30 protein-coding genes are annotated in these 26,753 nt (G+C 68.4%); 17 read left to right on the top strand and 13 right to left on the bottom strand.

Annotation, left to right across the window (positions count from 1 at the left end; translation table 11 throughout):
* Window positions 1-93: 93 nt before the first annotated feature.
* Together ACIA5H_RS03195 and ACIA5H_RS03190 are read left to right on the top strand one after the other, a co-directional pair.
* Window positions 94-780 carry a TetR family transcriptional regulator gene (locus tag ACIA5H_RS03195; RefSeq protein WP_355073571.1) on the top strand — a complete coding sequence of 229 codons (687 nt, stop codon included), beginning with the start codon at window positions 94-96 and terminating at the stop codon, window positions 778-780.
* A gap of 166 nt (window positions 781-946) precedes the next feature.
* Window positions 947-2,104, top strand: coding sequence for an acyl-CoA dehydrogenase (locus ACIA5H_RS03190; RefSeq protein WP_355073573.1), 1,158 nt, complete (start codon window positions 947-949; stop codon window positions 2,102-2,104).
* Window positions 2,105-2,641: 537 nt separating this feature from the next.
* Here ACIA5H_RS03190 and ACIA5H_RS03185 read toward each other — a convergent pair.
* Window positions 2,642-3,100 (bottom strand): DNA-directed RNA polymerase subunit beta, encoded by a 459-nt coding sequence (locus ACIA5H_RS03185; RefSeq protein WP_397073584.1) that lies wholly within the window; start codon window positions 3,098-3,100, stop codon window positions 2,642-2,644.
* Window positions 3,101-3,396: 296 nt separating this feature from the next.
* Between ACIA5H_RS03185 and ACIA5H_RS03180 the strand changes: the two genes are divergently transcribed.
* Complete coding sequence (locus ACIA5H_RS03180; RefSeq protein WP_397073582.1) at window positions 3,397-4,281, top strand: helix-turn-helix domain-containing protein; 885 nt, start codon at window positions 3,397-3,399, stop codon at window positions 4,279-4,281.
* Window positions 4,278-4,484 carry a DUF397 domain-containing protein gene (locus ACIA5H_RS03175; RefSeq protein WP_379252123.1) on the top strand — a complete coding sequence of 69 codons (207 nt, stop codon included), beginning with the start codon at window positions 4,278-4,280 and terminating at the stop codon, window positions 4,482-4,484. Before ACIA5H_RS03180 ends, ACIA5H_RS03175 begins: the two co-directional genes overlap by 4 nt.
* 45 nt (window positions 4,485-4,529) lie before the next feature.
* Here ACIA5H_RS03175 and ACIA5H_RS03170 read toward each other — a convergent pair whose 3' ends face one another.
* The 3 genes from ACIA5H_RS03170 to ACIA5H_RS03160 all read right to left on the bottom strand — a co-directional run bounded on the left by ACIA5H_RS03170 (window position 4,530) and on the right by ACIA5H_RS03160 (window position 6,794).
* On the bottom strand, window positions 4,530-4,895 hold the full coding sequence (locus ACIA5H_RS03170) for a hypothetical protein (protein WP_379252124.1): 366 nt from the start codon (window positions 4,893-4,895) through the stop codon (window positions 4,530-4,532).
* A 209-nt stretch (window positions 4,896-5,104) separates the two neighbouring features.
* Complete coding sequence (locus tag ACIA5H_RS03165) at window positions 5,105-5,389, bottom strand: GNAT family N-acetyltransferase (protein WP_379252125.1); 285 nt, start codon at window positions 5,387-5,389, stop codon at window positions 5,105-5,107.
* Window positions 5,390-5,435: 46 nt separating this feature from the next.
* Window positions 5,436-6,794 carry an FAD-binding oxidoreductase gene (locus ACIA5H_RS03160; protein WP_397073579.1) on the bottom strand — a complete coding sequence of 453 codons (1,359 nt, stop codon included), beginning with the start codon at window positions 6,792-6,794 and terminating at the stop codon, window positions 5,436-5,438.
* Window positions 6,795-7,019: 225 nt separating this feature from the next.
* On the opposite strand from ACIA5H_RS03160, the gene ACIA5H_RS03155 reads away from it, so the two are divergent.
* On the top strand, window positions 7,020-7,349 hold the full coding sequence (locus ACIA5H_RS03155) for a hypothetical protein (protein WP_379252127.1): 330 nt from the start codon (window positions 7,020-7,022) through the stop codon (window positions 7,347-7,349).
* Window positions 7,350-7,409: 60 nt separating this feature from the next.
* Window positions 7,410-7,919, top strand: a complete 510-nt coding sequence (locus tag ACIA5H_RS03150; RefSeq protein WP_397073577.1) for a GtrA family protein — start codon at window positions 7,410-7,412, stop codon at window positions 7,917-7,919.
* 367 nt (window positions 7,920-8,286) lie between these two features.
* On the opposite strand, the gene ACIA5H_RS03145 is transcribed toward ACIA5H_RS03150, so the two are convergent.
* The 3 genes from ACIA5H_RS03145 to ACIA5H_RS03135 are packed head-to-tail and all read right to left on the bottom strand — an operon-like array spanning window position 8,287 to window position 10,242.
* On the bottom strand, window positions 8,287-8,940 hold the full coding sequence (locus tag ACIA5H_RS03145; RefSeq protein ID WP_379252129.1) for a Type 1 glutamine amidotransferase-like domain-containing protein: 654 nt from the start codon (window positions 8,938-8,940) through the stop codon (window positions 8,287-8,289).
* A 7-nt stretch (window positions 8,941-8,947) separates the two neighbouring features.
* Window positions 8,948-9,784, bottom strand: a complete 837-nt coding sequence (locus ACIA5H_RS03140) for a maleylpyruvate isomerase family mycothiol-dependent enzyme (protein WP_379252130.1) — start codon at window positions 9,782-9,784, stop codon at window positions 8,948-8,950.
* A complete protein-coding gene (locus ACIA5H_RS03135; RefSeq protein WP_355073595.1) occupies window positions 9,781-10,242 on the bottom strand; it encodes an HIT family protein in 462 nt (153 codons plus the stop codon). Before ACIA5H_RS03135 ends, ACIA5H_RS03140 begins: the two co-directional genes overlap by 4 nt.
* A gap of 406 nt (window positions 10,243-10,648) precedes the next feature.
* Between ACIA5H_RS03135 and ACIA5H_RS03130 the strand changes: the two genes are divergently transcribed.
* The 5 genes from ACIA5H_RS03130 (at window position 10,649) to ACIA5H_RS03110 (ending at window position 14,917) form a co-directional block, all read left to right on the top strand.
* Window positions 10,649-11,854 carry a Re/Si-specific NAD(P)(+) transhydrogenase subunit alpha gene (locus ACIA5H_RS03130; protein ID WP_397073573.1) on the top strand — a complete coding sequence of 402 codons (1,206 nt, stop codon included), beginning with the start codon at window positions 10,649-10,651 and terminating at the stop codon, window positions 11,852-11,854.
* On the top strand, window positions 11,854-12,168 hold the full coding sequence (locus ACIA5H_RS03125; protein ID WP_063023007.1) for an NAD(P) transhydrogenase subunit alpha: 315 nt from the start codon (window positions 11,854-11,856) through the stop codon (window positions 12,166-12,168). Before ACIA5H_RS03130 ends, ACIA5H_RS03125 begins: the two co-directional genes overlap by 1 nt.
* Window positions 12,169-12,185: 17 nt before the next feature.
* Window positions 12,186-13,598, top strand: a complete 1,413-nt coding sequence (locus tag ACIA5H_RS03120; protein WP_379252186.1) for an NAD(P)(+) transhydrogenase (Re/Si-specific) subunit beta — start codon at window positions 12,186-12,188, stop codon at window positions 13,596-13,598.
* Between the two features lie 100 nt (window positions 13,599-13,698).
* Window positions 13,699-14,103 (top strand): DUF5925 domain-containing protein, encoded by a 405-nt coding sequence (locus tag ACIA5H_RS03115; protein ID WP_397073571.1) that lies wholly within the window; start codon window positions 13,699-13,701, stop codon window positions 14,101-14,103.
* A 64-nt stretch (window positions 14,104-14,167) separates the two neighbouring features.
* On the top strand, window positions 14,168-14,917 hold the full coding sequence (locus tag ACIA5H_RS03110) for a hypothetical protein (RefSeq protein ID WP_379252133.1): 750 nt from the start codon (window positions 14,168-14,170) through the stop codon (window positions 14,915-14,917).
* A gap of 71 nt (window positions 14,918-14,988) precedes the next feature.
* Here the strand turns inward: ACIA5H_RS03110 and ACIA5H_RS03105 are convergent, their stop codons facing one another.
* On the bottom strand, window positions 14,989-16,341 hold the full coding sequence (locus ACIA5H_RS03105; RefSeq protein ID WP_397073568.1) for an MFS transporter: 1,353 nt from the start codon (window positions 16,339-16,341) through the stop codon (window positions 14,989-14,991).
* Between the two features lie 386 nt (window positions 16,342-16,727).
* Between ACIA5H_RS03105 and ACIA5H_RS03100 the strand changes: the two genes are divergently transcribed.
* Window positions 16,728-17,681, top strand: a complete 954-nt coding sequence (locus ACIA5H_RS03100) for an AraC family transcriptional regulator (RefSeq protein ID WP_397073566.1) — start codon at window positions 16,728-16,730, stop codon at window positions 17,679-17,681.
* Window positions 17,678-18,100 carry a thioesterase family protein gene (locus tag ACIA5H_RS03095; protein WP_355073607.1) on the top strand — a complete coding sequence of 141 codons (423 nt, stop codon included), beginning with the start codon at window positions 17,678-17,680 and terminating at the stop codon, window positions 18,098-18,100. The genes ACIA5H_RS03100 and ACIA5H_RS03095 overlap by 4 nt, the downstream gene beginning before the upstream one ends.
* A gap of 12 nt (window positions 18,101-18,112) precedes the next feature.
* On the opposite strand, the gene ACIA5H_RS03090 is transcribed toward ACIA5H_RS03095, so the two are convergent.
* The 3 genes from ACIA5H_RS03090 to pdhA are packed head-to-tail and all read right to left on the bottom strand — an operon-like array spanning window position 18,113 to window position 21,617.
* Entirely contained in the window at window positions 18,113-19,495 is a 1,383-nt protein-coding gene (locus tag ACIA5H_RS03090) for a dihydrolipoamide acetyltransferase family protein (protein ID WP_397073564.1), read from the bottom strand.
* Between the two features lie 29 nt (window positions 19,496-19,524).
* Window positions 19,525-20,508, bottom strand: a complete 984-nt coding sequence (locus ACIA5H_RS03085; protein WP_379252137.1) for an alpha-ketoacid dehydrogenase subunit beta — start codon at window positions 20,506-20,508, stop codon at window positions 19,525-19,527.
* Window positions 20,505-21,617, bottom strand: a complete 1,113-nt coding sequence (gene pdhA / locus ACIA5H_RS03080; protein ID WP_397073562.1) for a pyruvate dehydrogenase (acetyl-transferring) E1 component subunit alpha — start codon at window positions 21,615-21,617, stop codon at window positions 20,505-20,507. Before pdhA ends, ACIA5H_RS03085 begins: the two co-directional genes overlap by 4 nt.
* Window positions 21,618-21,765: 148 nt before the next feature.
* Here pdhA and ACIA5H_RS03075 point away from each other — a divergent pair, with 148 nt between their 5' ends.
* The 3 genes from ACIA5H_RS03075 to ACIA5H_RS03065 are packed head-to-tail and all read left to right on the top strand — an operon-like array spanning window position 21,766 to window position 23,766.
* Complete coding sequence (locus ACIA5H_RS03075) at window positions 21,766-22,257, top strand: Lrp/AsnC family transcriptional regulator (RefSeq protein WP_355073615.1); 492 nt, start codon at window positions 21,766-21,768, stop codon at window positions 22,255-22,257.
* A 43-nt stretch (window positions 22,258-22,300) separates the two neighbouring features.
* Window positions 22,301-22,939, top strand: coding sequence for an antibiotic biosynthesis monooxygenase family protein (locus ACIA5H_RS03070; RefSeq protein WP_397073559.1), 639 nt, complete (start codon window positions 22,301-22,303; stop codon window positions 22,937-22,939).
* Between the two features lie 20 nt (window positions 22,940-22,959).
* Complete coding sequence (locus tag ACIA5H_RS03065; RefSeq protein ID WP_397073557.1) at window positions 22,960-23,766, top strand: SDR family oxidoreductase; 807 nt, start codon at window positions 22,960-22,962, stop codon at window positions 23,764-23,766.
* Between the two features lie 326 nt (window positions 23,767-24,092).
* Here ACIA5H_RS03065 and ACIA5H_RS03060 read toward each other — a convergent pair whose 3' ends face one another.
* Window positions 24,093-25,241, bottom strand: coding sequence for a benzoate/H(+) symporter BenE family transporter (locus ACIA5H_RS03060; protein ID WP_397073979.1), 1,149 nt, complete (start codon window positions 25,239-25,241; stop codon window positions 24,093-24,095).
* A 248-nt stretch (window positions 25,242-25,489) separates the two neighbouring features.
* On the opposite strand from ACIA5H_RS03060, the gene ACIA5H_RS03055 reads away from it, so the two are divergent.
* Window positions 25,490-26,296, top strand: a complete 807-nt coding sequence (locus ACIA5H_RS03055; protein WP_379252187.1) for a sulfurtransferase — start codon at window positions 25,490-25,492, stop codon at window positions 26,294-26,296.
* A 4-nt stretch (window positions 26,297-26,300) separates the two neighbouring features.
* Here ACIA5H_RS03055 and ACIA5H_RS03050 read toward each other — a convergent pair whose 3' ends face one another.
* Window positions 26,301-26,663, bottom strand: a complete 363-nt coding sequence (locus ACIA5H_RS03050; protein WP_355073623.1) for a hypothetical protein — start codon at window positions 26,661-26,663, stop codon at window positions 26,301-26,303.
* Between the last annotated feature and the right edge of the window lie 90 nt (window positions 26,664-26,753).

Genomic DNA, 26,753 nt, shown 5'->3' with positions numbered 1-26,753 from the left:
CGAGCCCCGTCGACCTGGTGATACGGCGTCGGACCGCGAAAGCTTCCGGTGTCGGGGACTCGCGCTCTCGGCCGCTGACTACGGTGTGAGGTCGTGACTACAGGGGATATCGCTCGAACGCGGGGAGGCGACGACACCGCGCATTTTCGGCTCACGGTGGTGGATCAGGCGCTGCGGTTGTTCGCCGAGAAGGGGTATGAGGCGACGACCGTCGACGAGATCGCGGAGGCGGCGGGTATCTCCCGGCGCACGTTCTTCCGGCAGTTCCGGTCGAAAGAGGATGTGATCTTCGCCGACCACGAGTCCCAGCTGGCGCAAGCGGAGGAGTTTCTGGCCGCGTCGCGAGAGGACCCGTGGGAGGCGGTGTGCTCGGCGGTGGTGCAGGTGTTCGAGCGGTTCACGCAGTGGCGGGAGATCGCGGCGCGGCGTTACCAGGTGGTCCGGCGGGTGCCCGCGCTGCGGGAGCGCGAGATCGTCACGGTGTTCCGCTATGAACGGTTGTTCACCGACTACCTGCGTGAGCGGCTGCCCGACGTTCCCGATCTGGCTCGGGTGCAGTTCACCGCCGCGGTGACGGCGACGCACAACTACCTGCTGCGCCGCATGGTGCGCGGCGAGTCGGACGCGGGCGCCGCGGACCTGCGGATGGAGCTGGCCGCCATCCCGCGCGGCGCCGGGCGTACCGCGAGCGCGGACGAGCTGGTCGTGGCGGTGTTTCCCCGTGACGTCGCGCCGAAGCAGATCGCGGACCTGCTGGTCCGCAAGCTCGGCAACCTGTGAACCCGGATCGAAGTGCGACTTATCTGACACTGAGTGCCACGTCATCTCCCCACGTAAGCCGCATCAATATGGGTATACTGACTCATAGATGGCACTGAGTGCCGAGATGCTGCTTTTGTTCGACGGAAAGCGGCGCCGACCACCGACGATCAGGAGTGAAGGCCCCATGGCGGGAAACCCCGATTTCGACCTGTTCAAGCTCGAGGACTTCCACGACGAACTACGCGAAGCGATCCGCGCCCTCGCGGAGAAGGAGATCGCCCCGCACGCGAAGGACGTCGACGGCAACTCCCGCTTCCCGGAGGAGGCGCTGACCGCGCTCAACGCCTCCGGCTTCAACGCCGTGCACGTGCCCGAGGCCTACGGCGGCCAGGGCGCCGACTCGGTGGCCACCTGCATCGTGATCGAAGAGGTCGCGCGCGTCTGCGGTTCGTCCTCGCTGATCCCCGCCGTCAACAAGCTCGGCACCATGGGCCTCATCCTGAACGGCTCCGAGGAGCTGAAGCAGAAGGTGCTGCCGGACATCGTCAACGGCGAGATGGCCTCCTACGCGCTGTCCGAGCGCGAGGCGGGCTCCGACGCGGCCGGTATGCGCACCCGGGCCAAGCAGGAGGGTGACGACTGGATCATCAACGGCTCCAAGTGCTGGATCACCAACGGCGGCAAGTCCTCCTGGTACACCGTGATGGCGGTGACCGACGCGGACAAGGGCGCCAACGGCATCTCGGCCTTCCTGGTGCACAAGGACGACGAGGGCTTCGTGGTCGGCCCGCTGGAGCACAAGCTCGGCATCAAGGGCTCGCCCACCGCCGAACTGTACTTCGAGAACTGCCGGGTGCCGGGTGACCGCATCGTCGGCGAGCCGGGCACCGGTTTCAAGACCGCGCTGCAGACCCTCGACCACACTCGCCCCACCATCGGCGCGCAGGCCGTCGGCCTGGCCCAGGGCGCGCTGGACGCGGCCATCGCCTACACCAAGGACCGTAAGCAGTTCGGCAAGTCGATCGCCGACTTCCAGAACACCCAGTTCATGCTCGCCGACATGGCGATGAAGATCGAGGCCGCCCGCCTCATGGTGTACACCTCGGCCGCCCGCGCCGAGCGCGGCGAGAAGAACCTCGGCTTCATCTCCGCCGCCGCCAAGTGCTTCGCCTCCGACGTCGCCATGGAAGTCACCACCAACGCCGTCCAGCTGTTCGGCGGCGCCGGCTACACCACCGACTTCCCGGTGGAGCGGATGATGCGCGACGCCAAGATCACCCAGATCTACGAGGGCACCAACCAGATCCAGCGCCTGGTGATGAGCCGCGCGCTGCTGAAGTGATTTTGTTGTAGATCGCCGGATGTCGGGCGCGCCTGGCAACGCATCTCGGGCCGTCTCCAGGCCGTCGAGGAGCACAGGCCGCCCGCACATTCCGTCGATCGCATTCCGCTCCCGCTCGTAGCGCGGCGGCACGATATGGGCGTACGTGCGCAACCTGAAACCCGAATTGCCGGGACGTGCGGGTGCCTGCGCTTCGTCAGTGCCCGGAGTCAGCGCGATTCCGGGCGTGCTCGAACGTTCCCGCTCTCCCAATGAGACGCGGCCATGAGTGGCACACGGTTGCGGCAAAACGCGAGTGCCTTCTCGCTGGTGTGCCACTCGTGTCAAGGCTCCAGGTAGAGGCGTTCGCACGGGAGTCTCGGGTAGTCGTCGGTGGTGTCTGTGGATACTTCCACTGCGTCGTGCCAGTGTCGGGCGCGCCATTCCTGGACGAAAAGGCATGCGGCCGTTACGCAGGCGACGAAGTCGAGGCGGGCTCCGTGCCAGAACACCGACAGGTGGACATCCGGCTCGGATGGAATCGGGGATTTCGCGCGGTCAGACATATGTGATCACCCGCCGACCGCGCGCGACCTTCGCGGCCACGCAATGGCGGATCGCCGCGACGACCACGCGGCCCGATGGGCGAAATGCCGTGTCCGGGCGGGTTATCCATGCGCGAAACTTGGTTCCCTGGTCGGCGGGGCTCGGCAGCGCGATCATGCCGCCGTAGCGGATGATGGAGACGTTCAAGCGGAACATCTCGGCGAACAGCGGCACGTCGTCCGGTAGGTCCGGCCGGATGATGAACGTCCACCGCTTCGACCGCGGATGCGACAGGATCGGCCCCAGCTCGTGGTCCTGGTCCTGCATCCACACCTTCACGTGGTGCCCCAGCACGGCGGGCATGGTTATCGCCCAGACCATCCCAGTTCGGACGATGATCCGCCCGATCTGTGGCGGGTCCACGATCGCGGGGAGACCGCACACCTGCCGGTAGTAGTGACAGCGAGACAACGGCGTGTCTCCAAACGCTATGTGGCGCAACGAGACCTCTGCTTCATCGAAGGGGTTCAGGGTGCGCCCGTAGCTCTGGTAATCCCTGGTCGGTAGCCGTAAGGGGAGCGAATTACTCTGCGGTGCGGGTGTTTCCGTCGTCCACTGCCGGGCGCACGATCAGAGAACCACTGGACCTATCCGACGAACTAGGTAAAGATGAGATCTCATCAGCTCGACCAGCACGTTTTTCATTCTGCAATGAGAATCGGCCCGGAGATGAGAAACCCGGGTCGCCCGGAGTGGACAGGAATCGCATGGCCGAAAGTGGTGGCTCCACCCTGCCTCGCCGTCAGCTGGGCAGGCATCTGCGAAACGGACGGGAAGCGGCGGGATTGACGTTGGCCGACGTCGGCGAACGGATGCAGTGGAGCGTCAGCACCGTTCAGCGGATGGAAGTCGGCAAGACCGAGCGCATTCGCACCGTCGATGTGGAGGCGCTGTGCAAGATCTACGACTTCACCGAGGAGTACACGAACGCACTGGTCGGGCTGGCGAAGCAGGCGAGCGTGAAGTCGTGGTGGCATGAGTTCGGCGACCTGATCCCCGAGAACTTCGATGTCTTCGTGGACCTGGAAGCCACTTCACGGTCGCTGACCTGGTACGAACCGGAACTGGTTCCGGGGATCTTCCAGACCCCCGCGTACGCGAGCGGATTGATTCGCGCTGTCTACCCGGATGACACTGCGCTGGAACACGAGCGTCGGGTCCATCTCAGGCGCAAACGCCAAGCGCTGATAACGCGCAAAACAAACCCCGTCAGCGTGAACGCAATACTTCGCGAGTCCGTGCTGCGCGGGATGGTCGGTGACGACCGAGTCATGTCCGCCCAGCTCCGTCATCTGGTGGATCTCATGGGTTTGCCCAACGTCATGATCCGGGTGCTTCCCTTCTCGGCCGGATTCCCCATGGGTGTGGCCGTCGGTCCGTTCGTGATCTTGAAGTCCGGGGGAGACGGCAAACGACAGCCGAAGGAGCCTACTGTTGTCTACGTCGAGAGCTTCACAGGCGATCTGTACCTGGAGAAGCTCGGCGCTGTGAACCGGTATGTCGATGCCTACCGGCAGCTCGAGCGAGCGGCGCTGGACCCGGATCAGAGCAGGAATCTGCTCAGGCAGATCGCAAGGGAGTACGCACTGTGAATATCGACTTCTCCGAGGCGAAGTGGTTCAAAAGCAGCCGAAGCGGTGGCGACAAAGCATGTGTTGAGGTCGCTTTCCTCGTGGAAGGCGGTGTCGGCGTACGCGACTCGAAGAACCCGACCGGCCCGGCGCTGGTCTTCACGCCCGGCGAGTGGGACACCTTCACCGCTGGCATCTCCGACGGCGACTTCAAGCGCCTTTGAACCGAACAGCGGTTGTGTCATCGCGCTACGACTGCCGCGATCGGATCAGTCGCGGTAGATCCTGACGTAAGCGTTGGTGACGGTACCGAAGCTCATGGAGTCCAGGCACGACGCTGTGCCGCCACCGGCCGGGCTGAAGGAACCGCTCCACCTACCCCGGTAAGGACCGATGGTCATCAGCGGGAAGGAGTACGGGACGGGGGCCAGGCCGAAGCACTCGATGACCAGGGTGTACTCCCTGCCTGCGGGTGCGTCGGTGTCGTGGCAGGCCGCGGTCGCGCTGGTCAGGTCACGGGTGATGGTGCAGTCCTCGGGTGCGGCTTGGGCGGTGCCGGAACCGATTGCCGCCACAAAGCCCAGCGCGGACACTGCGGCGACCGTGATTCGTGTGGCGGTGACTTTCCCGTTCATTCCATGTTCTTCCAAAGATGTTGTTCGGCAATCGGTAAGGACTCCGAGCCGTTACGACCGGGGCAACGGCCGTGCTCGGCGACCCAACCGCCGCCACCCCTCCGGCCACCCCCATCCGCGCCAGGAACAAATCCGCGAGTGGCACATGGCTGTGGCAAAACCCGAGTAGACCTCTCGGTGGTGTGCCACTCGCCACGGGATCTGAGGTTCTACTTCACCAAGTCGGCGTACTCGCTGTGTTGGGTGATGTACTGCTCCACGTACCAGCAGGTGGGGATGACCGAGAAACCGGCCGTGCGGGAGTCGTTGAGGGCGTATTCGACGACTTGGGCGGCTACGCCTCGGCCCCGGAATTCGGGGAAGGTCAGCGTGTGGTGGAAGTCGCGGGTCTTGGTGTCCTCGCGTTCGGCGTAGTCGGCGTACCCGGCTAGGGTGTCGTCGATGTAGATCTCGAAACGGGTATCGGCGACGTTGTGTTCGAGCCTGGTCGTCATGTCGGGGTAGAACTCCTTGTGCGTGGGGAATGTTCCGTCGCGGTGGTTACAGGATCGTGCCGGGGTTGAGGATGCCGTCGGGGTCGAGTGCGTCCTTGATGCGGCGGGTCAGGGCCATGACGTCGGGGCCGAGTTGGTCGGGCAGCCATGCCTTCTTCAATCGTCCGACGCCGTGTTCACCGGTGATGGTGCCGCCGAGGGCGATGGCGAGGTCCATGATCTCGCCGAAGGCGCGGTTCGCTCGCGCGGTGTGGTCGGCGTCGGTGGGGTCGTGCACGATCAGCGGGTGGGTGTTGCCGTCACCCGCGTGCGCGATCACCGACACTGTGACCTCGTTGCGCTCGGCGATTTCGGCGACGCCGCTCACCAAGTCGCCGAGCCGGGGCAGCGGAACGCCGACGTCCTCGAGCAGCAGCGGCCCGAGCTTCTCCACGGCCGGGATCGCCAGACGCCGGGCGGCCGTGAACGCTTCACCTTCGGCCGGGTCCTCGGTGTGGAAAACCTCTGTCGCGCCCGCTTTCTCGCAGGCCGCCGCCATGATCTCGGCCTCGCGGTGGGCGAATTCGCCGGGGGCGTCGGAGCGCGCGACCAGCAGCGCGGCCGCCTTCCGGTCCAACCCCATCCGCAGCTCGTCCTCCACGGCGTTGATCGACACCGAGTCCATGAACTCGAGCATCGACGGCCGCAGTTCGCCGGTGATGGTCAGGATGGCCTCGGTGGCGGCGGTGAGCGTGGCGAAACTGGCGACGACCGTGCTCTGCGGCGGTTGGGCGGGCAGCAGCCGAAGGGTCAGCTCGGTGATCACGCCCAGCGTGCCCTCGCTGCCGACGAACAGCTTGGTCAGCGACAGCCCGGCCGAGTCCTTCAAACGCGGACCGCCGAGCCGCACGGCGGTGCCGTCGGCGAGCACGACCTGCATGCCGAGCACGTAGTCGGTGGTGACGCCGTACTTCACACAGCACAGGCCACCCGCGTTGGTCGCGGCGTTGCCGCCGATCGAGCAGATCTCGAACGACGACGGGTCCGGCGGGTACCACAGCCCGTGCTCCGCGACCGCGCGCTTGACCTCGGCGTTCAGCAGGCCGGGCTGCACCACGGCGGTCCGGGTCACCGGGTCGACGGAGATTTCCCGCATCCGCTCGGTGGTCAGCACGATCGCTCCGTCGACGGCCGTCGCGCCGCCGGACAACCCGGATCCGGCACCGCGTGGAATCACCGGGACGCGATGCGCGCTGGCCCACCGCAGCGTCGCGGCCACGTCGTCGGTGCTGGTGGCACGCACCACGGCCAGGGCGGTGCCCGCGCCGGGATCGCGCGCCCAGTCCTGGCGGTAGCTCGCCAGCAGGTCGGCGTCGGTGAGCACCGCGCCGTCGGGGAGGGCGGCGATCAAGTCATGCAGGTCCACCACCTCACGCTAGCTCCCCGTGCCCGAAATTTGCTGATCGGTCGACCGTGCGTGTGTGGCGAACGGAAGGCCTGGAATGTGATGTCAGCCGCCACAGTGGTATTACCGCCTACGGGAGACCAGAATGCCGACAGGGGCTTGACTGTTCGGGGCATCGAGTTCTCCTGGCGCCGCCACGTCGTGGCGCCGGCAGTCCATGCGGTTCGCCGCGGAGCACTTGGAGGGATGGAACGGATGCAGGGCGAGCAACCGAGTCGCCGGGAACTGGTCGCCGCGATGTTCTCCAGCGAGTTCGTCGAGGACGGTATAGACCCCGACGTGCTGCGCCGGGTGCACGCGGGCGAGCACGAGGAATGGCTGACCGCGCTGGACCGCTCCGGTGTCTTCGACAAGGAGACCCGCGCCGAGCTGGCCGACCTCTGGCAGCGCGAGCCCCGCGAGTTGCTGGAGGCGCTGCTGGCGGACGCGGACGATGTCGCGCGACGGCGATGCCTGGCGGCATGGGCGAGCCTGGACCACGCCGCGGGAGACCCGGGCCAGGCGCAGATCGGCTGAGCCACCCCGCGGTCGCCGCCCGCTCATCTGCCGGACATCTGCCGCTGGCACGCTGGTCGCGTGCACGAGCTGTCCGAGACCGCCGACACCATCGCCGACCGGTTCACCCGCTGGTGCGAGTCGGTCGTGCACCGGATGCCGTTCGGGCTGAACCGTCTCGTCCCGCCGACCTTCCTCGGCTTCGCGCTGATCAACAGCGGCACCTTCGCCGCCGACTTGGCGCTGCTCACCGTCCTGCACGGCTGGTTCGAACTGCCGGTGTGGTCGTCGGTGACGGTGGCATACGTGTGCGCGTTCGGGCTCAGCTTCGTGCTCAACCGCACGTTCAACTTCCATTCCCACGCGCCGGTCGGCAGGCAGGCCGCGGTGTACATCGTGGTGGTGGTGGTCAACTACCTCGCGTTCATCCTGGGCATCGGCAGCGGGCTCACCGCGCTCGGCGTGGAGTACCACGTGTCCCGGTTGCTGGCGGGCGCGTGCGAGGCCGTCTACATGTACAGCGCCATGCGCTGGGTGGTCTTCCGCCGCGTGGTCGAGCCGGAACCGGAGCTGACTCCCGACGCGATGTGAGGTGTCGGCGGTGGAGAGGTGCTGCGGACACCTGTATCGCGCCATGAGGAGGCCGCGACCCGGCTGAGTGGCCGCCGGTCCGGACGGCTCGCCCTGAATCGACGGACATCGATCGGCGAGATCGATCGCCGCTCGGCTGTCGGACAACGGCTGTGGGTCAATCCATGGGTCGCCACCGCTACCGGTCGCCAGGGGGTCCGTGCGACGACGAGCGCCGAGCCGTCTCGATAACGGAATCGGCGTTGCCCCTGACGTGACGGGCGATCTCAGCGCCGCGATCGTGGCACTCGACCTCGACACTCGGCAGCCCGCAGGGAGAGGATGTCCATCGTCGTGGTGGATGGCGATCCCGAACAGAGGCGGGAGTTCACGACGCCACCGGACTGATCAGCACTTCGGTGCGCGCCCCGTCGACGACGATCACGTCGTCGTCGGTCAGCGCCCAGTGCGCGACGCCTTCGGCGCGGTAGCGAGCCGCGAGGCGAGTGCAGTCGCCTTCGGGGTCGGTGGCCGAATCGATGTGCGGCACGATCCTGCGGTTCACCAGACCCAGTCCGTCCCACTGCGGTTCGACGCCGCAGGCGGGAGCGACCTCGGCCGGATCGTCCACCGCATCCAGGCCGTGCAGGTCCGGGGTCAGCACGCAGGCCCCGGCGCTGTAACCGGCGTAGACGAGCGCGTCGGCGGCGAGTAGCCGGGGCAGAACGCGATCCGCGCCGCTGCGGGCGAACTGCGCGCGCAACACGAACGTGTTTCCGCCGCGCACCCACACGAGCGGGAACTCCGCCAGCTTCCGTTCCAGCTCGGCTTCCCGGCCGACGTACTCGCGCAGGTCGAGCACCTCGGGCTGGTAGCCGAGTTTGCGCAGCGGCGCCAGGTCGCTGGTCACCGCACCCGCCCACGCCTGCGGCCAGGCGTCGCAGGCATTGGGGATCAGCGCGACCCGGCCGGGCGGCCCCGCGAGCGTGACGAGCCGGTCGTAGTGCGCGCCGAACCGGTAGCTGGACAGGAACAGTCGCACCGGCGGCTCAGATGGTGAAGGCCAGGTGGCGGACGAGGCGCTGCCCGAGCTCGTCGTCGCCCTCGACGGTGATCTCGCTCGAGTGCTCCTCGGCGCTGGTCCGACCGCCGCCGAGACGCACGAAAAGCCGAGAGTCCAAGCCGACCTCGACGGTGGCGGGTCCGTCGAACGCGTCCACGTAGTTCGCCCGGCCCGCCACCTGAATGCGCAGGGTTCTGGCCAGCGGACCGGTCAGCGCGAAGGCGATCCGCGCGCCCTCCGGCGCTTCGCCCTTCTTCGCCACCACACGCGGAATGCCGGCCGCGAACTCGTCGAACGCCAACTCGCCGCGGGGACCGCCTTCCTCGACCCGGACCCCGAGCGCGTCGGCGATGTCGAGTTCGTGCATCCAGCAGTCGAACAACCGCACTCGCATGAACCTGCCGTAGGTCACCTGCCCGATCGGCGTGACCGTCTCCTTCTCCCATTCGGCGTCGCCCATGGCCGCGAGCGCCGCGCGCCTGCGGTCGACGACGTCGCGATAGAACGCGAGCAGGCGGGCGCCGGACAGCGGGCGCAGCCGGTCGACCCAGATCTCGTTGAGCACCGCGGTCTCGTTGCGCACGTAGGGCAGCGTGCGCACGTCGGTCTTGGCCTTGGTCGGATCGTGCGCGGGCGGCCGGTCACCCAGCAGGAAGGATTCGGTGCCGATGATGTGGGCGACGACGTCGAATACGGTCCAGCCCGGCAGCGACGACGGGGTGCGCCAGCGATCCTCGTCCAGCGGAGCGATCAGCGCGTCGATCGCCTCCCACTGCCGTGACAGCAGGTCGATCAGCGTGGCCCGATCGAACGTCTCGGTCATCCCTCGGTTTCCTTTTCCGGGCTTGTGCCCTCGTTGTCCAATGCCGCGATGCCTTCCCGGATTGCCGCGGCGGTGGATATCGGATCGTGCGGGCGGCGCAGGAGAAAGCCCTTCGCGAATCGCAGCGTGTCGCCGTGTCTGCGCGGGATCACGTGCAGGTGGACGTGCGGGACGGTCTGGAACGCCGCCGTTCCATCGTTGAGCACCAGATTGGCGCCGTCGGCGGCGAGGCGGCTGCGCCGGATGGCCAGGGCGAGCCGATGACCGGTCCGGAAGATCTGCGCACCGAGTTCGGCGTCGAGGTCCTCCAACTCGGCGGCGTGCCGCTTCGGTATGACCAGCGTGTGCCCGCGGGCGACCGGTCGGACATCGAGAAACGCGCACAGCGTGTCGTCCTCGTACACTTTCGCCGCCGGTGCCTCGCCTGCCACGATGCGGCAGAAGACGCAGTCGTTCACACGCTGGACCATACGGCGTACGAGCCGAGCGGAACACCCCGGATCGCCGATCGGCATGACGCACGTCACTATGCCGCTGTGGGCCGGGCGTCCCACCAGGTGCCCAACCTCGAGGTTGGTAACGAACTTCTCCGTACGGTCTTGCCGTGTTCACCTGCGGAGACCACGATCACACAGCGAAAAGGAAAAACGGTGGACGCCGCTCGGCGGTCGGCGGCTCCCTCGGTGGCGACCGAGGAACTCCGGCGTCCTAGCGCGATCCGTCCGGCGTGTGTGATGGGCATCTCAGCTAGGCTCACGGCGGGCCAGGTACAGTTGCGAAGATTTGGGCGAACTTACTCATCGGTAACATCGTCCGGTCGTCTGCCCGTTGCCTGAAGCTCAGTAAGAGAAGGAAGTCTGACAAGTGGAGACAACGCAGAGCGTAGGCGATCTGTCGCCGCGCGGCGCGCGTGTCGGTGTCGTTCGCGAATCCAACGCGGGCGAGCGACGTGTCGCTTTGGTGCCGAAAATCATTCCGAGCCTGGTGAAACAGGGTGTGGAAGTTGTCGTCGAGCCCGGGGCCGGGAAAGGCGCGCTGATTCCCGACGAAGCCTATGTCCAGGCGGGTGCGTCGATCGGCGATCCGTGGTCGGCGGATGTGGTGGTGAAGGTCGCCCCGCCCAGTGACGCCGAGGTGGGCAAGCTGTCGTCGGGGCAGACGCTGATCGGTTTCCTCGCGCCGCGCAATGCCGAGAATCAGATCGGTGCGCTGAAGTCGGCGGGGGTGCAGGCGTTCGCGGTGGAGGCGATTCCGCGGATCTCGCGTGCGCAGGTGATGGACGCGTTGTCCTCGCAGGCGAATGTGGCGGGTTACAAGGCGGTGTTGCTGGCTGCGTCGGAGTCGACGCGGTTCTTCCCCATGTTGACCACGGCGGCGGGCACGGTGAAGCCGGCGACGGTGCTGGTGCTCGGTGTGGGTGTGGCCGGTCTGCAAGCGCTGGCCACCGCGAAGCGTCTTGGTGGACGGACCACCGGTTACGACGTGCGCCCCGAGGTGGCCGATCAGGTGCGGTCGGTGGGTGCGCAGTGGCTGGATCTGGGCATCGATGCCGCCGGTGAGGGCGGGTACGCCCGTGAGCTCACCGACGAGGAGAAGGCGAAGCAGCAGCAGGCGCTCGAGGACGCGATCAAGGGCTTCGACGTGGTGATCACGACCGCGTTGGTGCCGGGCCGTCCCGCGCCCCGGTTGGTGACCGCGGCCGCGGTGGAGGGTATGAAGCCCGGCAGTGTGATCGTGGACCTGGCGGGAGAGACCGGCGGCAACTGCGAGCTGACCGAGCCGGGTGAGGTCGTGGTGAAGCACGAGGTGACCATCGCCTCGCCGTTGAATCTGCCCGCGACCATGCCCGAGCACGCTTCGGAGTTGTATTCGAAGAACATCGCGGCGTTGCTGGAGTTGATGCTGGTGGACGGCAAGCTCGCGCCCGACTTCAGCGACCAGGTGCTGGCGGATTCCTGCGTCACCCGTGAGCCGGACGCCCCCGAGGCGCCTGCCGAGGCGACGGGGGCAGCGGAGTCCGCCGAGGCAGCGGCTGTGTCGGAGCCGACCGAGGCGAAGGTGGAGAACTGATGTATACCGAACTTCTGGCGAATATCGCGATCCTGGTGTTGTCGGGGTTCGTGGGTTTCGCCGTGATCTCCAAGGTCCCGAACACGTTGCACACGCCGTTGATGTCGGGCACCAACGCTATTCACGGCATCGTGGTGCTCGGTGCGCTGGTCACCTTGGGCAACGTGCAGGATCCCTCGATTCTGACTCAGATCATCCTGTTCGTCGCGGTGGTGTTCGGAACCCTGAACGTCATCGGTGGTTTCGTGGTCACCGACCGCATGCTGGGCATGTTCAAGAGCAAGAAGCCCGCTGCTCAGAAGGCCGGTGAATGATGCATACCTTCGACAACGTGACCTATCTGGTCAACGGTCTCTACATCGTGGCGTTCTCGCTGTTCATCTACGGTCTGATGGGTTTGACCGGCCCGAAGACCGCGGTGCGCGGCAACTTGATCGCCGCGGTGGGCATGGTGATCGCGGTGATCGCGACGTTGATCTCGATCCGCCACACCAGCAACTGGATTCTGATCGTCGCCGGTCTGGTGGTCGGCGTCGTGCTGGGTGTGCCGCCGGCGAAGTACACGAAGATGACCGCGATGCCGCAGCTGGTGGCCGCGTTCAACGGTGTCGGTGGTGGCACGGTCGCGCTCATCGCGTGGTCGGAATTCATCAACTCCCAGGGTTTCTCGCATTTCGACGAGGAGCCGACGGTGCACATCGTGATCGGGTCGCTGTTCGCGGCGATCATCGGTTCGGTGTCGTTCTGGGGTTCGTTGATCGCGTTCGGCAAGTTGCAGGAGATCCTGCCCGGCCGCCCGATCGGGATCGGGAGGTTGCAGCAGCCGTTGAACTTGTTGCTGCTGCTGGGTGCGGTGGCCGCGGCGGTGGTGATCGGTGTCGGCGCCACGGGTGAGGGGGTGTCGCAGCTGTGGATGATCGCGGTGCTGGTGCTCGCGGGTGTGCTGGGGTTGATGGTCGTGCTGCCGATCGGTGGCGCGGACATGCCGGTGGTGATCTCGCTGTTGAACGCGTTGACCGGTCTGTCGGCCGCCGCGGCGGGTTTGGCGTTGAACAACACCGCGATGATCGTGGCGGGCATGATCGTCGGCGCGTCGGGCACCATCCTGACCAACCTGATGGCCAAGGCGATGAACCGGTCCATTCCGGCGATCGTCGCGGGCGGCTTCGGTGGCGGCGGGACCGCGCCGGGCGCCGGTGATGGTGAGCAGAAGCAGGCCAAGGCCACCTCCGCCGCGGACGCCGCGATCCAGATGGCGTACGCCAACCAGGTGATCGTGGTCCCCGGCTACGGTATGGCGGTCGCGCAGGCGCAGCACGCGGTCAAGGAGATGGCTTCGCTGCTGGAGGCCAAGGGTGTGGAGGTCAAGTACGCCATCCACCCGGTCGCCGGTCGCATGCCCGGCCACATGAACGTGCTGTTGGCCGAGGCCGAGGTGTCCTATGACGCGCTCAAGGAAATGGACGACATCAACGGCGAATTCAATCGCACCGACGTCGCCCTGGTGATCGGCGCCAACGACGTCACCAACCCGGCTGCCCGTGAGGACTCCTCGAGCCCGATCTACGGCATGCCCGTGCTCAACGTCGACCAGGCCAAGTCGGTGATCGTGCTCAAGCGCTCGATGAACTCCGGCTTCGCCGGAATCGACAACCCGCTGTTCTACGCCGACCACACCTCCATGCTGTTCGGCGACGCCAAGAAATCCGTCGGGGCAGTCACCGAAGAACTCAAGGCCTTGTAAGCCGAGCATTTCCGCGCAGTGCCCCCTTCGCCGTGGTGCGGAGGGGGCACTGTCGTAATTCGATGGACACCGTGCCCCGCCGCCCCGGATCATTCTCGAAGTGTCCGCACGTCATGAGTCTCTTCGGTTGATCGGTCCCGGGGAGCCCTCGGCCGATCCGGCCGAGCGGCTGCCGTGGGCCGTCGTAGTCGATTCCACCTACTCCATCCGCGACGCGATCGATGCCCTCGCGCTCGGTCCGTTCCTGCGCGGTGATCATCCATGCGCGCGCACCGCGCAGCTGGAACGGGTGCGACCGGACGCACCGTTGCGTCCCGCCCGCGGCCGCGTGGCGCGCACCGTACGCGACAACGACAGCGGGGCCGCGCTGGTCGTGGGCCCCAGCTGGTCGCTGCGGTCGGTGCGCTGGTCGGGCGGCTCGAACCGAAGCCATTGCGCCGGTTGGCGAGTCGGTGCGGCGAACCGGGCGGTATCCCACACGGCGGTACGCGCACCGATCGGCTAGATTCCATGGGTTCGCCCGTCGCTTCTGTGCGCACGGAATCTAGCGAGACCCGGGGAGGGGATCCATGACCACACCACCGAATCAACCGTATCCAGGCCAGCCCGGCTATCCGCAGCAGCCGCCTGCCGGTGCGCCGCAAGGCTTTCCGGGCCAGCCGGGAAATCCCGGTCAGCCGCAGGGTTATCCCCAGCCCGGCTATCCCGGTCAGCCGCAGCCGGGCTACCCGCCGCAGGGTGGTTTCCCGCAGCAGCCGGGTTACCCCGGCGGCGGGTTCCCGCCGCCCGGACCCCCGCCCCGACAGAATCGAGGCGGGAGCGGTATCGGCAAGATCCTCGGCATACTCGGCGTCGTCGTGGTGATCGGGTTGCTGGTCGTGGGCGCTCGCACCGTGTTCCGCTCGGACGGCGAGAAGATCGAGATCGGTCAGTGCGCGAAGCTGTCGGGCACCACCGTCAAGGCCGAGTTCGAAACCAAGGAATGCTCCGACGCCGAAGCCAATTACGTGGTGGCGCAACGGCTCGACGGGGCGAACGCGGACTGCGCCACCAAGGATTACGCCAGCTACTACCAGACCGGCGGCAACGAGTACACGCTGTGCCTGCGACTGAACGTCAAGGAGGGCGACTGCATCGACGGCGGTTTCCTCGGCGCCAGCACCAAGGTGGCCTGCGGGTCGACGGCGGACTTCAAGATCGGCCGGATCGTGCGCGGCACCGCGGACAAGTCCGCGTGCGGAGCGAAGGCGACCGAGAACGACACCATCGTCTACCCCAAGCCCGAGCCGATCACCATGTGCCTGGTGCCGCCCAAGTAGCGGTAAGAAGCCACGAGCACGGCCGTCGACCAGGTGCCGATGGTCGAGTTGGCTTGGAATTCGTGATCCGGTCAGCGTGGCGTGGTGACGACGCTCGCGTACGCGCAGCACAGCAGTACGGCGAGGATCGGCACGACCATCGCCGTGGTCAGCGACATCACGGCGGTGAGCCAGCCGATGACCGTGGGCCCGGCGAGCAAGCCGAGGTAGCCGACGCTGAACACCCGTGACATGTCGGTCGCGGCCGTGCGGGAGCCCAGATTCCCCGCCGCGCTGAAGATCTGCGGGATGCCCCCGGCGAGTCCGAGGCCGGTCAAGGCCCAGCCGAGCAGCGTCAGCGGAATCCGCGGCGAGACGACGATCACGGCCAGGCCGATGGCCGCGAGGAGCGAGCCGTAGCGCACCACCGCGACCCCGCCGAAGACGTGGCTGACCCGGTCGGTGGCGAACCGCCCGACCGTCATCGTGGTGGAGAAGGCGCCGAAGGCCAGTGCCGCGGTAGCAGCGTCGGCGTCCAGATGGTCGCGCAGCTGCAGTGCGCTCCAGTCGGCGGCCACGCCTTCGGCCAAGAGCAGGGAAAAGGCGAGCACGGCCAGCGCGAGCACCTTTCGGCCGCGAGCGCGAGCATCGAGGGAGGTCGTGGCGGGAGCGCGCGATGATCGGTCTCGGTCGAGCCGGTCCGGCGACTGTGCGGTGGACGCCGCATCGGACCCTGTCGGCATGACGTCGTGCCCGGAGGAATCGCCCATGCCCAGCGACACCTTCGCGTCGTGTTCCAGTGGTGCGGCGTCGAGTTCGGTCGCGTGGACGGACGCCACGACGCCGGGGGACTCCGCCGTTTCCGATGCCGTCTCCCGCAGCAAACGCGGCACCAGCGTCAGGACCAGAGCGACGCAGCCCACCGCGGCGACGACCAGGGTCACCCGCACATCCCAGCCCGCCCGGAGCGCGGCGGCTCCGAGCAGGGACCCGAGCAGTCCACCGCCGGAGAACAACGCGTGGAAGGCGGCCATGATCGGACGCCGGTAGGCCCGTTCCACATGCACCGCTTGGGTGTTCATCGACACGTCCAGCGCTCCGTTGCCGAAACCGAAGCAGGCCAGCGCGAGCGCCAAGGTGAACGGCCCGGTGGCGAAGCCGGGGCCGACCACCGCGAGCGATCCGAAGCACGCCGCGGCGCCGACCAATGTCCTGCTGCCGAACCGATCGGCGAGCGGACCCGCCAGTCGCATCCCGACGATGCCCGCGCCCGACATCAGCAGGATGAACATGCCCAGCGTCGATTTGGCGACCCCGGTGCGGTCGGTGACGACCGGAATGTGCACCACCCACATGGCGAGCAGGAAGCCGTTCAACGCGAAAACCGTGAATACCGCGGCGCGCGCCACACGGAACTGACGATCGACCGTCGGGCTCAACACCATTTCGACGGTACCGAGAAAATCCCCACCCCGACCGGACTCGCTCGCGGAACCGGCCCAGGGCGCCGTTGACCTGGTCGTGCGGCCGTGCGGGACGCTCGACACTGCGCGTCACGTCCGCGAGCGAGTCCTTTTCTCCATGTGAAACGCGTCACGATGCCGGGACATTCCGGATTCCGCTGCCAGCCGTCGCCATGACGTAGTCGGCGAAATCCTTCGGGCTCCGGCCGAGCGCCGCCGCACTCCTCGGCGGGCTCGGCGTTGCGAACGTCGAGCGCCGGTGCCGAACAGACACGTCATGGCGGCGGGTAGCCCGGTATATCCGGCGCAGTCGAGACGGAACCTGGCGCAGTGGCTTGTGACCATGCGTGATCGTCTACTGTGGGCGGGTGGATGCGCTCGCCAGTCTGCTCGAAGGCCCTCGCGCTCGCGGCGCGTTCCTGATGTGTTCGCTGCTGGATCCGCCGTGGTCGCTGCGTATCCAGGACGAGGCTCCGCTCACCGTGCTGTCGATGATTCGCGGCGGCGCGTGGATCGTCACCGACGAGGGCGCACCGCGGCAGCTCGGCGCGGGGGACGTCGCGATCCTCCGCGGGCCCGCGCCGTACACGGTGGCCGACGACCCGGCGACCGAACCGCAGATCATCATCCATCCCGGTCAGGTGACGAAGACGCCGCGGGGTGAGGTCCTCTGCGAGACACTGAGCCTCGGCGTCCGGCAGTGGGGAACCGACCCGGACGGCGCGACCTTGATGGTCACCGGAACCTACGAGTCCGCGGGCGCGGCCAGCCGTCGCCTGCTGCGCGCGCTCCCGCCGGTGCTGGTGTTGCGGCGCGGCGAGTTCGACAGTCGGGTGCTCGACCTACTGGTCGACGAGGTGATCAAGGACGAGCCCGCGCAGAGCGCGGTGCTGGACCGCCTGCTGGATCTGGTGCTGATCGCCGCGTTGCGCGCCTGGTTCTCCCGCGCCGACGCGCCCGGCTGGTACCACGCCTACGGCGACCCGCTGGTCGGCAAGGCTCTGCGCCTGTTGCAGCACAATCCGGCGCACGGGTGGACGGTCGCGGGCCTGGCCGAGGCGGTGGGGATGTCGCGGGCGGCGCTGGCGCGCCGGTTCACCGATCTGGTGGGTGAGCCGCCGATGGCGTTCCTCACCGAATGGCGGCTGGCGCTGGCCGCGGACCTGTTGCAGGAATCCGATGCCACCATCGAGGCCATCGCCCGTCAGGTCGGATACGGCAGCGCCTTCGCGCTGAGCACCGCGTTCAAACGGCACTTCGGGATCTCCCCGCGCGACCACCGGCTGGGCGTGACGCCCACTGAGCTATCGTCGGCCGGGTGACGCAGCAGTATCCGGTGCTCTGGCCGGTGCCGACCCGGTGGGCCGACAACGACCACTACGGGCACGTGAACAACGTGACCTACTACTCGTACTTCGACACCGCGGTCAACGCGTGGTTGATGCACGCCACCGGAACCGACATCCGTGACCTGCCCGCGCTCGGCGTGGTCGCGCAGACCTCCTGCCAGTACCTCGGCTCGATCAGCTTCCCGGATCAGTTGCGGGTCGGCCTGCGCATCTCCCGGCTCGGCCGCTCCAGCATCACCTACGACCTGGCCATCTTCCGCGAGGCCGACGGTGCGCTGGAACTGGCCGCCACCGGTGTCTTCGTGCACGTCTACGTGGACGCCGAGACCCGCAAGCCGGTGGAGATCCCGGAGGTCATCCGCACCGCCGCGGCGGAACTCGTCACGGACTGACCGACGGGCGCGTCACACGCGGCTGAGCAAGGTCAGCGGGTCCTCCAGGAATCCCGCGACAGTGGCCAGGAAGCGGGCGGCGAGTTCGCCGTCGACCATGCGATGGTCGAAGCTGACGCCCAGGGTGGTCACCCACCGGATCGCGATCTCGTCGCGCACCACCCACGGCCGCTTGCGAATCGAGCCGAGACACAGGATGGCGGCCTCGCCTGGATTGACCAGCGGAACTCCGGCGTCCACGCCGAAGACGCCGACGTTGGTGATGGTGAACGTGCCGCCGCGCAGCTCGGCGGGCGTCGCGCTGCCCGCGCGCGCGGTGTCGGCCAGCCAGCCGATCTCGCGGGTCAGGTCGCGCAGGCTCAGGGTCTGCGCCTCTTTGATGTTCGGTACCAGCAGCCCGCGCTCGGTGGCCACCGCGATACCCAGGTTGACGTAGTGCTTGGTGACGATTTCCTGAGCGGCTTCGTCCCAGCAGGCGTTCATGCCGGGGAAGTCGGCGAGCGCGGCGAGCGCCGCCTCGGCGACCAGCGGCAGCGGCGTCAAGGCCAGGCCCGCGAAGGATTTCGTACTGCGTAGATGATCGAGTACTTCCATCGAGGCGGTGCAGTCCGCGGTGACGAACGTGCTGGCCTGTGGGATGGCGCGCGCACTGGTCAGCATCGCCGCCGCCGTGCGTTTGCGGATGCCGCTGATCGGGGTGCGCTCCTCGCGGGCGGACGGGCGCGCTCCGGCGTCCGCGACGGCGGGCGCGGTGGCCGGACCCGGCTGCGAGACGGGCACCGCGCCGCGCACGTCCTCGACGGTGACCGCGCCGCCTGGGCCGGAACCCGCGATGAACCACAGGTCCAGGCCGAGTTCGCGAGCCAGTTTCCGCGCGGCGGGTGTCGCCGCCGCCCGCGGCGCGCCGAGTACGGTGCCCGGTGGCTGCTCGTGAACCTCCTCCGCCAGGCTGTCCGCGTGGTCGGACCGCGAAACGCCCTGCGCCTCCGCCTGGCCGTCCGCGCGGTCGGACCGCGAAACGCCGGGCTGTGCGGGAGGACGCCGCCGAGACGTCGCCTCCGCCTCAGGGCCGTAGCCGACCAAGACCGACGTGCGCCCCGTGTCGCTCGGCGTCTCTTCCGCTCCGGCCGCCTGTATGCGAATGAGCGGAGACCCGACCGCGACGGTGTCGCCCGGCCGCGCCAGCAATTCGACCACGCGGCCCGCGAACGGCGACGGCAACGAGACGACCGCCTTGGCCGTCTCCACGTCGGCGATGGCCTGGTTCAGCTCGACCGTGTCGCCCACGGCCACCGTCCACGACACCAGTTCGGCGTCGGTCAGCCCTTCGCCGAGGTCCGGCAGCCGGAATTCCAGCACGGACGCCGGAAGATCAGGGCCGACCGAGTTTTCCACGCGGCACCTCTCACTACGGCGAGCCCGCCTCACGCGGCGAGGGAACGGTCGACCGCGTCGAGAATGCGGTCGGGGTCGGGCAGATGGTGCTTTTCGAGCTTAGCCGGGGGGTAGGGGATGTCGAATCCGCCGACGCGCAACACGGGCGCTTCCAGGTGATAGAAGCAGCGCTCGGTGACGCGGGCGGCGATCTCCGCGCCGAGCCCGGCGAATACCGGCGCCTCGTGCGTGACGATCAGCCGCCCGGTCTTCGCGACCGACTCCTCGACGGTGTCGAAGTCGATCGGCGAGAGGCTGCGCAGGTCGATCACCTCGAGTGCGTGTCCCTCCCGCGCGGCGATCTTCGCGGCCGTCAGCGCGGTCGCCACGGTCCCGCCGTAGGCGACGACGGTCGCGTCCGCGCCTGTCGTGCACACGCGCGCGCGATCCAGCGGCAGGCCGCTGTCGCGGTCGAGCGCGGCGAAATCGACGTCGGCCTTGTCCCAGTACCTGCGTTTGGGTTCGAAGAAGATCACCGGATCGTTCAGCGCGATCGCCGCGCGAATCATCGAGTACGCGTCGGCCGGGTTGCTCGGTGTCACGACGCGCAGCCCGGCGGTGTGCGCGAAATACGCCTCGGGTGATTCGGAGTGGTGCTCGACCGAACCGATGCCGCCGCCGAACGGGATGCGAATGGTCAACGGCGCGTTGACCTTTCCCTGGGTACGGTAGTTGATCTTGGCCACGTGCGAGACGATCTGGTCGAACGCGGGATAGACGAATCCGTCGAACTGGATCTCGCACACCGGCCGGTAGCCGCGCAGCGCCATGCCGAAAGCCGTTCCGATGATCCCGGATTCGGCCAGCGGCGTATCGATGACGCGATTGTCGCCGAAGTCCTTCTGCAACGTGTCGGTCACCCGGAACACTCCGCCGAGGCGCCCGATGTCCTCGCCCATCAGCAAGACCTTCGGATCGTCCTCCAGCGCGCGGCGCAGGCCGGTGTTGAGCGCGGCGGCGAAGGTGGTGATCATCGCGGGACTCCTTCTCCTCGTGCGGAGGGCCCGCCGGGATCGCCGGCCAGGTACTCCGCGTACGCCCTCCGCTGTTCGGTGATCAGCGGATGCGGGGTGGTGTAGACGTGCTCGAACAGTTCGCTCGGCGCGGGATCGGGCATGTCGATGGTCGCGCGGCGCACCACTGCCGCCATGTCGTCCGACTGCTGGGCAACCCGCGTGCCGAACGCGTCGTCCCAGTGGCCCTCGCGCTCGAGCAACCTGCGGATCCGGTCGATCGGATCGCGCCGCGCCCATTGCTCGGTCTCGGCGGCCGAACGGTAGCGGGTGGGATCGTCCGCCGTGGTGTGCGGACCCATCCGGTAGGTGAGCGCCTCGATGAACGACGGGCCGCCGCCGGTGCGCGCCCTGGCGATCGCCTGCCTGGTCACGGCGAGGACGGCGAGCACGTCGTTGCCGTCGACCTGCCTGCCCGGCATGCCGTAGCCGTACGCGCGGCGAGCGATCGGCGTCGCGCTCTGCACCCGCACCGGTGCGCTGATCGCCCACTGGTTGTTCTGGCAGAAGAACACCACGGGCGCGCTCCAGGTCGCGGCGAACCCGAGCGCTTCGGCCAGATCGCCCTGGCTGCTGGCGCCGTCGCCGAAGTAGGCGATGGTGGCTGTCTCCGCGCCGTCCATGTGCGCCGCGAACGCGTAGCCGGTGGCGTGCAGCCCCTGGGAGCCGACGACGATGTTGGGGTTGGTCATGTTCACCGCGTGCGGATCCCAGCAATGATGGGCGGCGCCGCGCCACAGCCGGGTGAGATCGGTGGGCGGCACGCCACGGCAGTAGGCGACCGCCGTTTCGCGGTAGCTGCAGAACACGTAGTCGTCGGGATGCAGCGCGTGCGCGGAGCCGACCTGGGCGGCCTCCTGCCCGAGCATGGGGGCCCACAGGCCGAGCTGACCTTGCCGTTGCAGCGCGGTGGCCTCGATGTCGATCCGACGGGCCACCACCATGTCCTCGTACAGCGCCCGCAGGTCGTCCGGCCCGATGTCGGCGACCAGCGCGGCGTGCTCGCGATCGAGGACGCGACGGCCGTCCGGCTGTACCAGTTGCACCGGATACTCGGATTTGCCCGGCATGAGCGATCGCCTCCTCGCCAGGTGTTCGACAGGTCGGATTGTGTCCTATCTCACAGCATCCACCCCAATGCGAACTGCGCAAGTGGTCGGCCGCGGGATGGGCAGAATGCTCAATTGCGACCCGCGCCGTGGTGTCATACTGCGTGGTATGACCAGAGAAACCGCCGGCGTGAGCCTGGACGCCACCGACGCCAGGCTGTTATTGGAACTGGTCGCCAATCCCCGGGCGACAGGTGTCGAGCTGGCTACTCGGCTCGGCCTGTCCCGCAACACCGTGCAGGCTCGCTTGTCCCGCTGGGAGGCCGGTGGCGTGCTGGGCAGCTTCGAGCGGCGCGTCGAGCCGCGCGCGCTCGGCTATCCGCTCGCGGCGTTCGTCGCGGTCGTCGTGGACCAGCACCGGCTGGATTCGGTGGTGGACGAACTGGCCGAGGTGCCCGAGGTGACCGAGGTCTGCGGCATGACCGGACTCACCGATCTCACCGTGCGGGTGGTCGCGCAGGACGCCGACGACCTGTATCGCATCGCCGGGCAGATCCTCAAGATCCCCGGCGTCGAGCGGACGAACATGGCGCTGGTGATGCGCGAGCTGGTCGGTCCGCGTACCGCCCCATTGCTCGACCGCTTGGCGAAATCGGGCTGAATATCCTTGACCTCGAGTGCGATCGAGGTTTCAGGATGGCGGCATGACGCATGACGGAATGACCGTGATCGATACCATCCGGCTGCCGCTCGACGGGGCGAACGAGTACATCGCGCAGTGGCGCGAGCGCGCCGGGAAGGTCAGCCGGGCACCGGGCTTCCGTTCCGCCCATATGCACCGCGCGACCTCCGCCGACGCGCCGCTGCCGTTGGTCATGGTTGCGGAGTGGGACAGCGTCGCCGCCAGGGACGCGGCGCTGCGCGACTCCGCGTTCCGCGCGTCGGCCCGAGCCGCCGGCGCCAAGGCCGAGGTCGTCGGCAGCGAGTACCGGGTCGCCGCCGAATATCGCTCCGCTGTGTACTCGGACGGACCCGGCATCACCTTCGTCAACGTCTTCGAACTGCCCGCCGAACACTTCGAGGAATTCCTGGCCCACTGGCGCACCAGGGCCGAGCTGATGAGCGCGGCCCCCGGCTTCCGCGACAATCGCCTGCACCGTGCGCTCGACCCCGCCGCGCGGTACACGGCGGTGAACGTGGCGCACTGGGACAGCGCCGCCGCGTGGCGCAGCGCGACGGAGAATCCGGCGTTTCAGCGGCGGCTCGCCGCCGCGCCCGGGTTCGCCACCGCGCATCCGCAGCTCTACGAGGTGGTCGCGGGCTTCCCGGCGGAAGACCGGTGATGTCCCGTTAGGGTGCGGGGATGGAGATTTCGGGCAAAGTTGCCATTGTCACGGGGGCGGGCGCGGGGATCGGGGCGGCATTGGCCGCCCGGCTCGTCGCCGCCGGTGCGCGCGTGGTGCTCGCCGACCTCGACGGTGTGAGCGCGGCGCGGGTCGCGGAGTCTCTCGGGGCGGATGCCGTCGCCGTCGGCGGAGACGTGGCCGACGAGGCGGTGATCCGCGCGTTGATCGAGCGCGCCGAGGCGCAGTTCGGGCGGGTCGACCTGTACTTCGCGAACGCGGGCATCGGCGGCGGCGCGGGTCTGGACAGCACCGACGAGCAATGGGCGGCGGCGCTCGAGGTCAACGTGATGGCCCACGTCCGCGCCGCGCGGCTGCTCGTCCCCGGGTGGCTGTCCCGTGGTGGTGGTTATTTCGTCGGCACGGCGTCGGCGGCAGGGTTGCTCACCCAGCTCGGCTCGGCCCCCTACGCGGTGTCCAAGCACGCGGCCGTCGGTTTCGCGGAATGGCTGTCGGTCACCTACGGCGACCGCGGAGTGCGGGTGAGTTGCGTGTGCCCGATGGGTGTGGATACGCGGCTGCTGCGCGGCGGCCTTGTTCCGCCGGAGCACGCCGCCGAGGCGCAACTCGCGGTGAAGGCCGTCACCAGCGCGGGCGAGGTGCTGTCCCCGGAGGAGGTCGCCGACATCGTGCTCGCCGGGGTGGCCGACGAGCACTTCCTGATCCTGCCGCACCCCGAGGTGCTGAAGATGTACCGCCACAAGGGCTCCGACTACGACCGCTGGATCGACGGCATGCGGCGCTTCCAGGCCGCGCTCCAGGCCTGAGCAGCTGCCTCGCCTTCGCTCGGCCCGGTGCGGGCTGCGGACGGACTGCGTCCGGCTGCGCCTATTGTGCAGCTGCCTCGCCTTCGCTCGGTCCGGTGCGGGTCGTGGACGGACTGCGTCCGGCTGCCATCGAGCAGCTGGCTCGGCATTGCTCGCCGCAGCGTGGGCAGGGGACGGACGTCGTTCGGCTGCGTCTATCGGGCGGCTGCCGCACCGTTGCTCGCCCGGGTGAGCGCTGTGATCAGAGTCCGTCCGCTGCGCTCATCGCGCGCCTACCTCGCCTTTGCTCGGTCTGGGGGCCGGTGGTGGGCGTCGTCCGGCTGCGCTCATCGCGGCTGACGCAGCACTTTGCGCACCACGAGCCCGGCGAGTAGCGCCCAGAAGGCGGCGCCGATCCCCGCGAAGCCGACCCCGGAGGCGGCGATCAGAAAGGTCACCACGGCGGCTTCGCGGTGTTCGGAGCGCAGCGCCGCGCCGAGGGCCGCGCCCAGGGTCGCCAGCAGGGCCAGGCCGGCCACTGTTTCCAGGGTTCCGGCCGGGGCGGTCGCGATCAGCGTGACCACGGCGGCCGAGCCCAGCGCGAGCAGCAGGTACATCGCGCCCGCGGTGAATGCCGCGATCCAGCGCCGCTTCGGGTCCGGATGCGCCGTGGGGGCCGCCGCGAGCGCGGCGCTGATGGCGGCGAGATTGATCGTGTGCCCGCCCGCGGGCGCTCCGACTATGGTGCCGAGACCGGTGACCGTCATCGCCGCGCGCCATGGCACCCGGTAGTCGAACGAGGCCAGCACCGCGGTGCCAGGGATGTTCTGCGAGGCCATGGTGACGATGTAGAGCGGGATCGCGACGCCGATCAGCGCCTGCCAGCTCCAGTGCGGCAGCGTCAGTTCCAGTCGCGGAGCCATCGCGCCGACGTCGAGATGACGGTGCTGCACGACGATGCTCACGCCGGCGGCTACCGCCGCGGTGACAAAGGCCGCGATTACCGCCCAACGCTGGGCATATCGTTGCAGCACGAGCCAGACCAGGATCACCGGCGCCACCACCGCCGGACTCGTCTGCACCGCACGCACCGGCGCCAGGCACAACGGCAGCAACACCCCCGCCAGCATGGCCTGCGCTATCTCCACCGGGATCGCCGCGACCAGCGCGCCCAGCCGTTGCCAGAGTCCGGTGACGACGATCAGCGCCCCCGTCACCACGAACGCTCCGATCGCGGCGGGCCAGCCGCCCGCCACCGCGCCCGTCCCGGCCAGCAGCGCCGCGCCAGGTGTGGACCAGGCCAGCGTGATCGGCATGCGGTAGCGGTAACTCAGCGCCATCATGCCGATCGCCTGGGTGACGCAGAGCGCCAGCAGACCCGACGCGGCCTGCGCGGCGCTCGCCCCGACCGCGGTCGATCCGCTCAGCACCACGGCGAACGAGCTGGTGAATCCGACCAGGGCCGTCACCACGCCCGCGCCCAGTGGCGGCGCCAGCCCCGCTCGCGCCCGTTCGGGTTCCCGCGTCGCGGTGGTCTCGGTGGTGGATACGTTCGACACCGGTCGGATATTGCCGCTGGTCACGGACGCGTGTCGCCTGCCAGTGCCCCGAAACTGGACTGACTCGAGCTGGTGTGCGGCACGGGGCGGGAGTGTTCGGCGACATCGGCACATTCGGGTGCGTAGGGTGGGGAGTCGGTGCGCGAGGACGCGATTCGGGACGAGGAGCTGAGTTGAGCGCGGTACTGATCTCACCGGAGGAGCTTCGGGAAGCGTTGCCGGACAAGCGGCTTCGCCTGCTGGATGTGCGATGGGCGCTGGGCGATCCGGACGGGCCGCAGCACTATCTCGCCGGCCACGTTCCCGGCGCGGTGTTCGTCGACCTGGAAACCGAGCTGGCCGCGCCGCCGTCACCCGCGCGCGGCAGGCATCCGCTGCCGGAGCCCGCGCAACTGGAGAAGTGCGCGCGCAGCTGGGGCCTGTGCGAGGGCGACCCCGTGGTGGTCTACGACGCCACCGGCGGCATGGCCGCCGCGCGCGCCTGGTGGCTGCTGCGCTGGGCGGGTGTCGCGGACGTGCGCATCCTCGACGGCGGGCTGCCCGCCTGGATCGACGCGGGCGGGTCCGTCGCGACCGGCGCGGAACCCGACCCCGAGCCGGGCGATGTCGAAGTGCGTCCCGGTCATCTGCCCGTGATCGACGCCGACGCGGCGGCCCGCTGGGAGGGCGTGCTGCTGGACGCCAGGGCGGGCGAGCGCTTCCGCGGCGACGTGGAGCCGGTCGACCCCCGCGCCGGGCACATCCCCGGCGCGCTGAGCGCTCCGACCGCCGACAATCTCGACGCGGACGGGCGCTTCCGCGCCGTCGCGGAACTGCGCGACCGCTTCGCCGATTTCGGATCCGGGCCGGTGGCCGTGTACTGCGGTTCCGGTGTGACAGCGGCGCACCAGGTCGCCGCGCTCGCCATCGCGGGCGTGGAGGCGGCCTTGTATCCCGGGTCGTGGTCGCAGTGGTCGAACGATCCGAAACGGCCGGTCGCGACGGGTAACTGACGCCTTACAGCCAGGCCCGGGCCAGGAGATCGTCGTCGACGACCTCGCTCGCCCGGGGCGGGAACCGGGTGGCCGCGATCGACTCGATATGCGATCCGTCGTGCCCGATCACCCACGAGCCGCCGCGCTCCTCGCATTCGGCGATCTTCGCGAAGGTGGTGAGCAGGAACGTGATCGCCTCGCGCGGGTCGGTGGTGCGGGCCAGCCGCTGGGATTCACCGGGGCGCGACAGGTCCAGCCACACGCCGCACTGCCCGTCGAGCCGCATGCCGACGATCTTGTCGGCATGCACGAAGGTGAATTTGCGCCGTTCCCACGTGGTCGTCGGTGTGAAGCTCTGCTCGAGAACCTGGAGCAGAATCGTCATGCTGCTTCCTCCGCTTCCTTGACACCAAGCTGCGGTTGTTCTGCGATGACCTGCGGATATTCCAGTATGTGCCGGTTGGGCGCAGAAATC

It is taken from the genome of Nocardia sp. NPDC051900, from assembly GCF_044452545.1.
Taxonomy (GTDB): domain Bacteria; phylum Actinomycetota; class Actinomycetes; order Mycobacteriales; family Mycobacteriaceae; genus Nocardia; species Nocardia sichangensis.
Note: the sequence above shows the minus strand (reverse complement) of the source record. Positions and strands in the feature narration are given on the sequence as shown.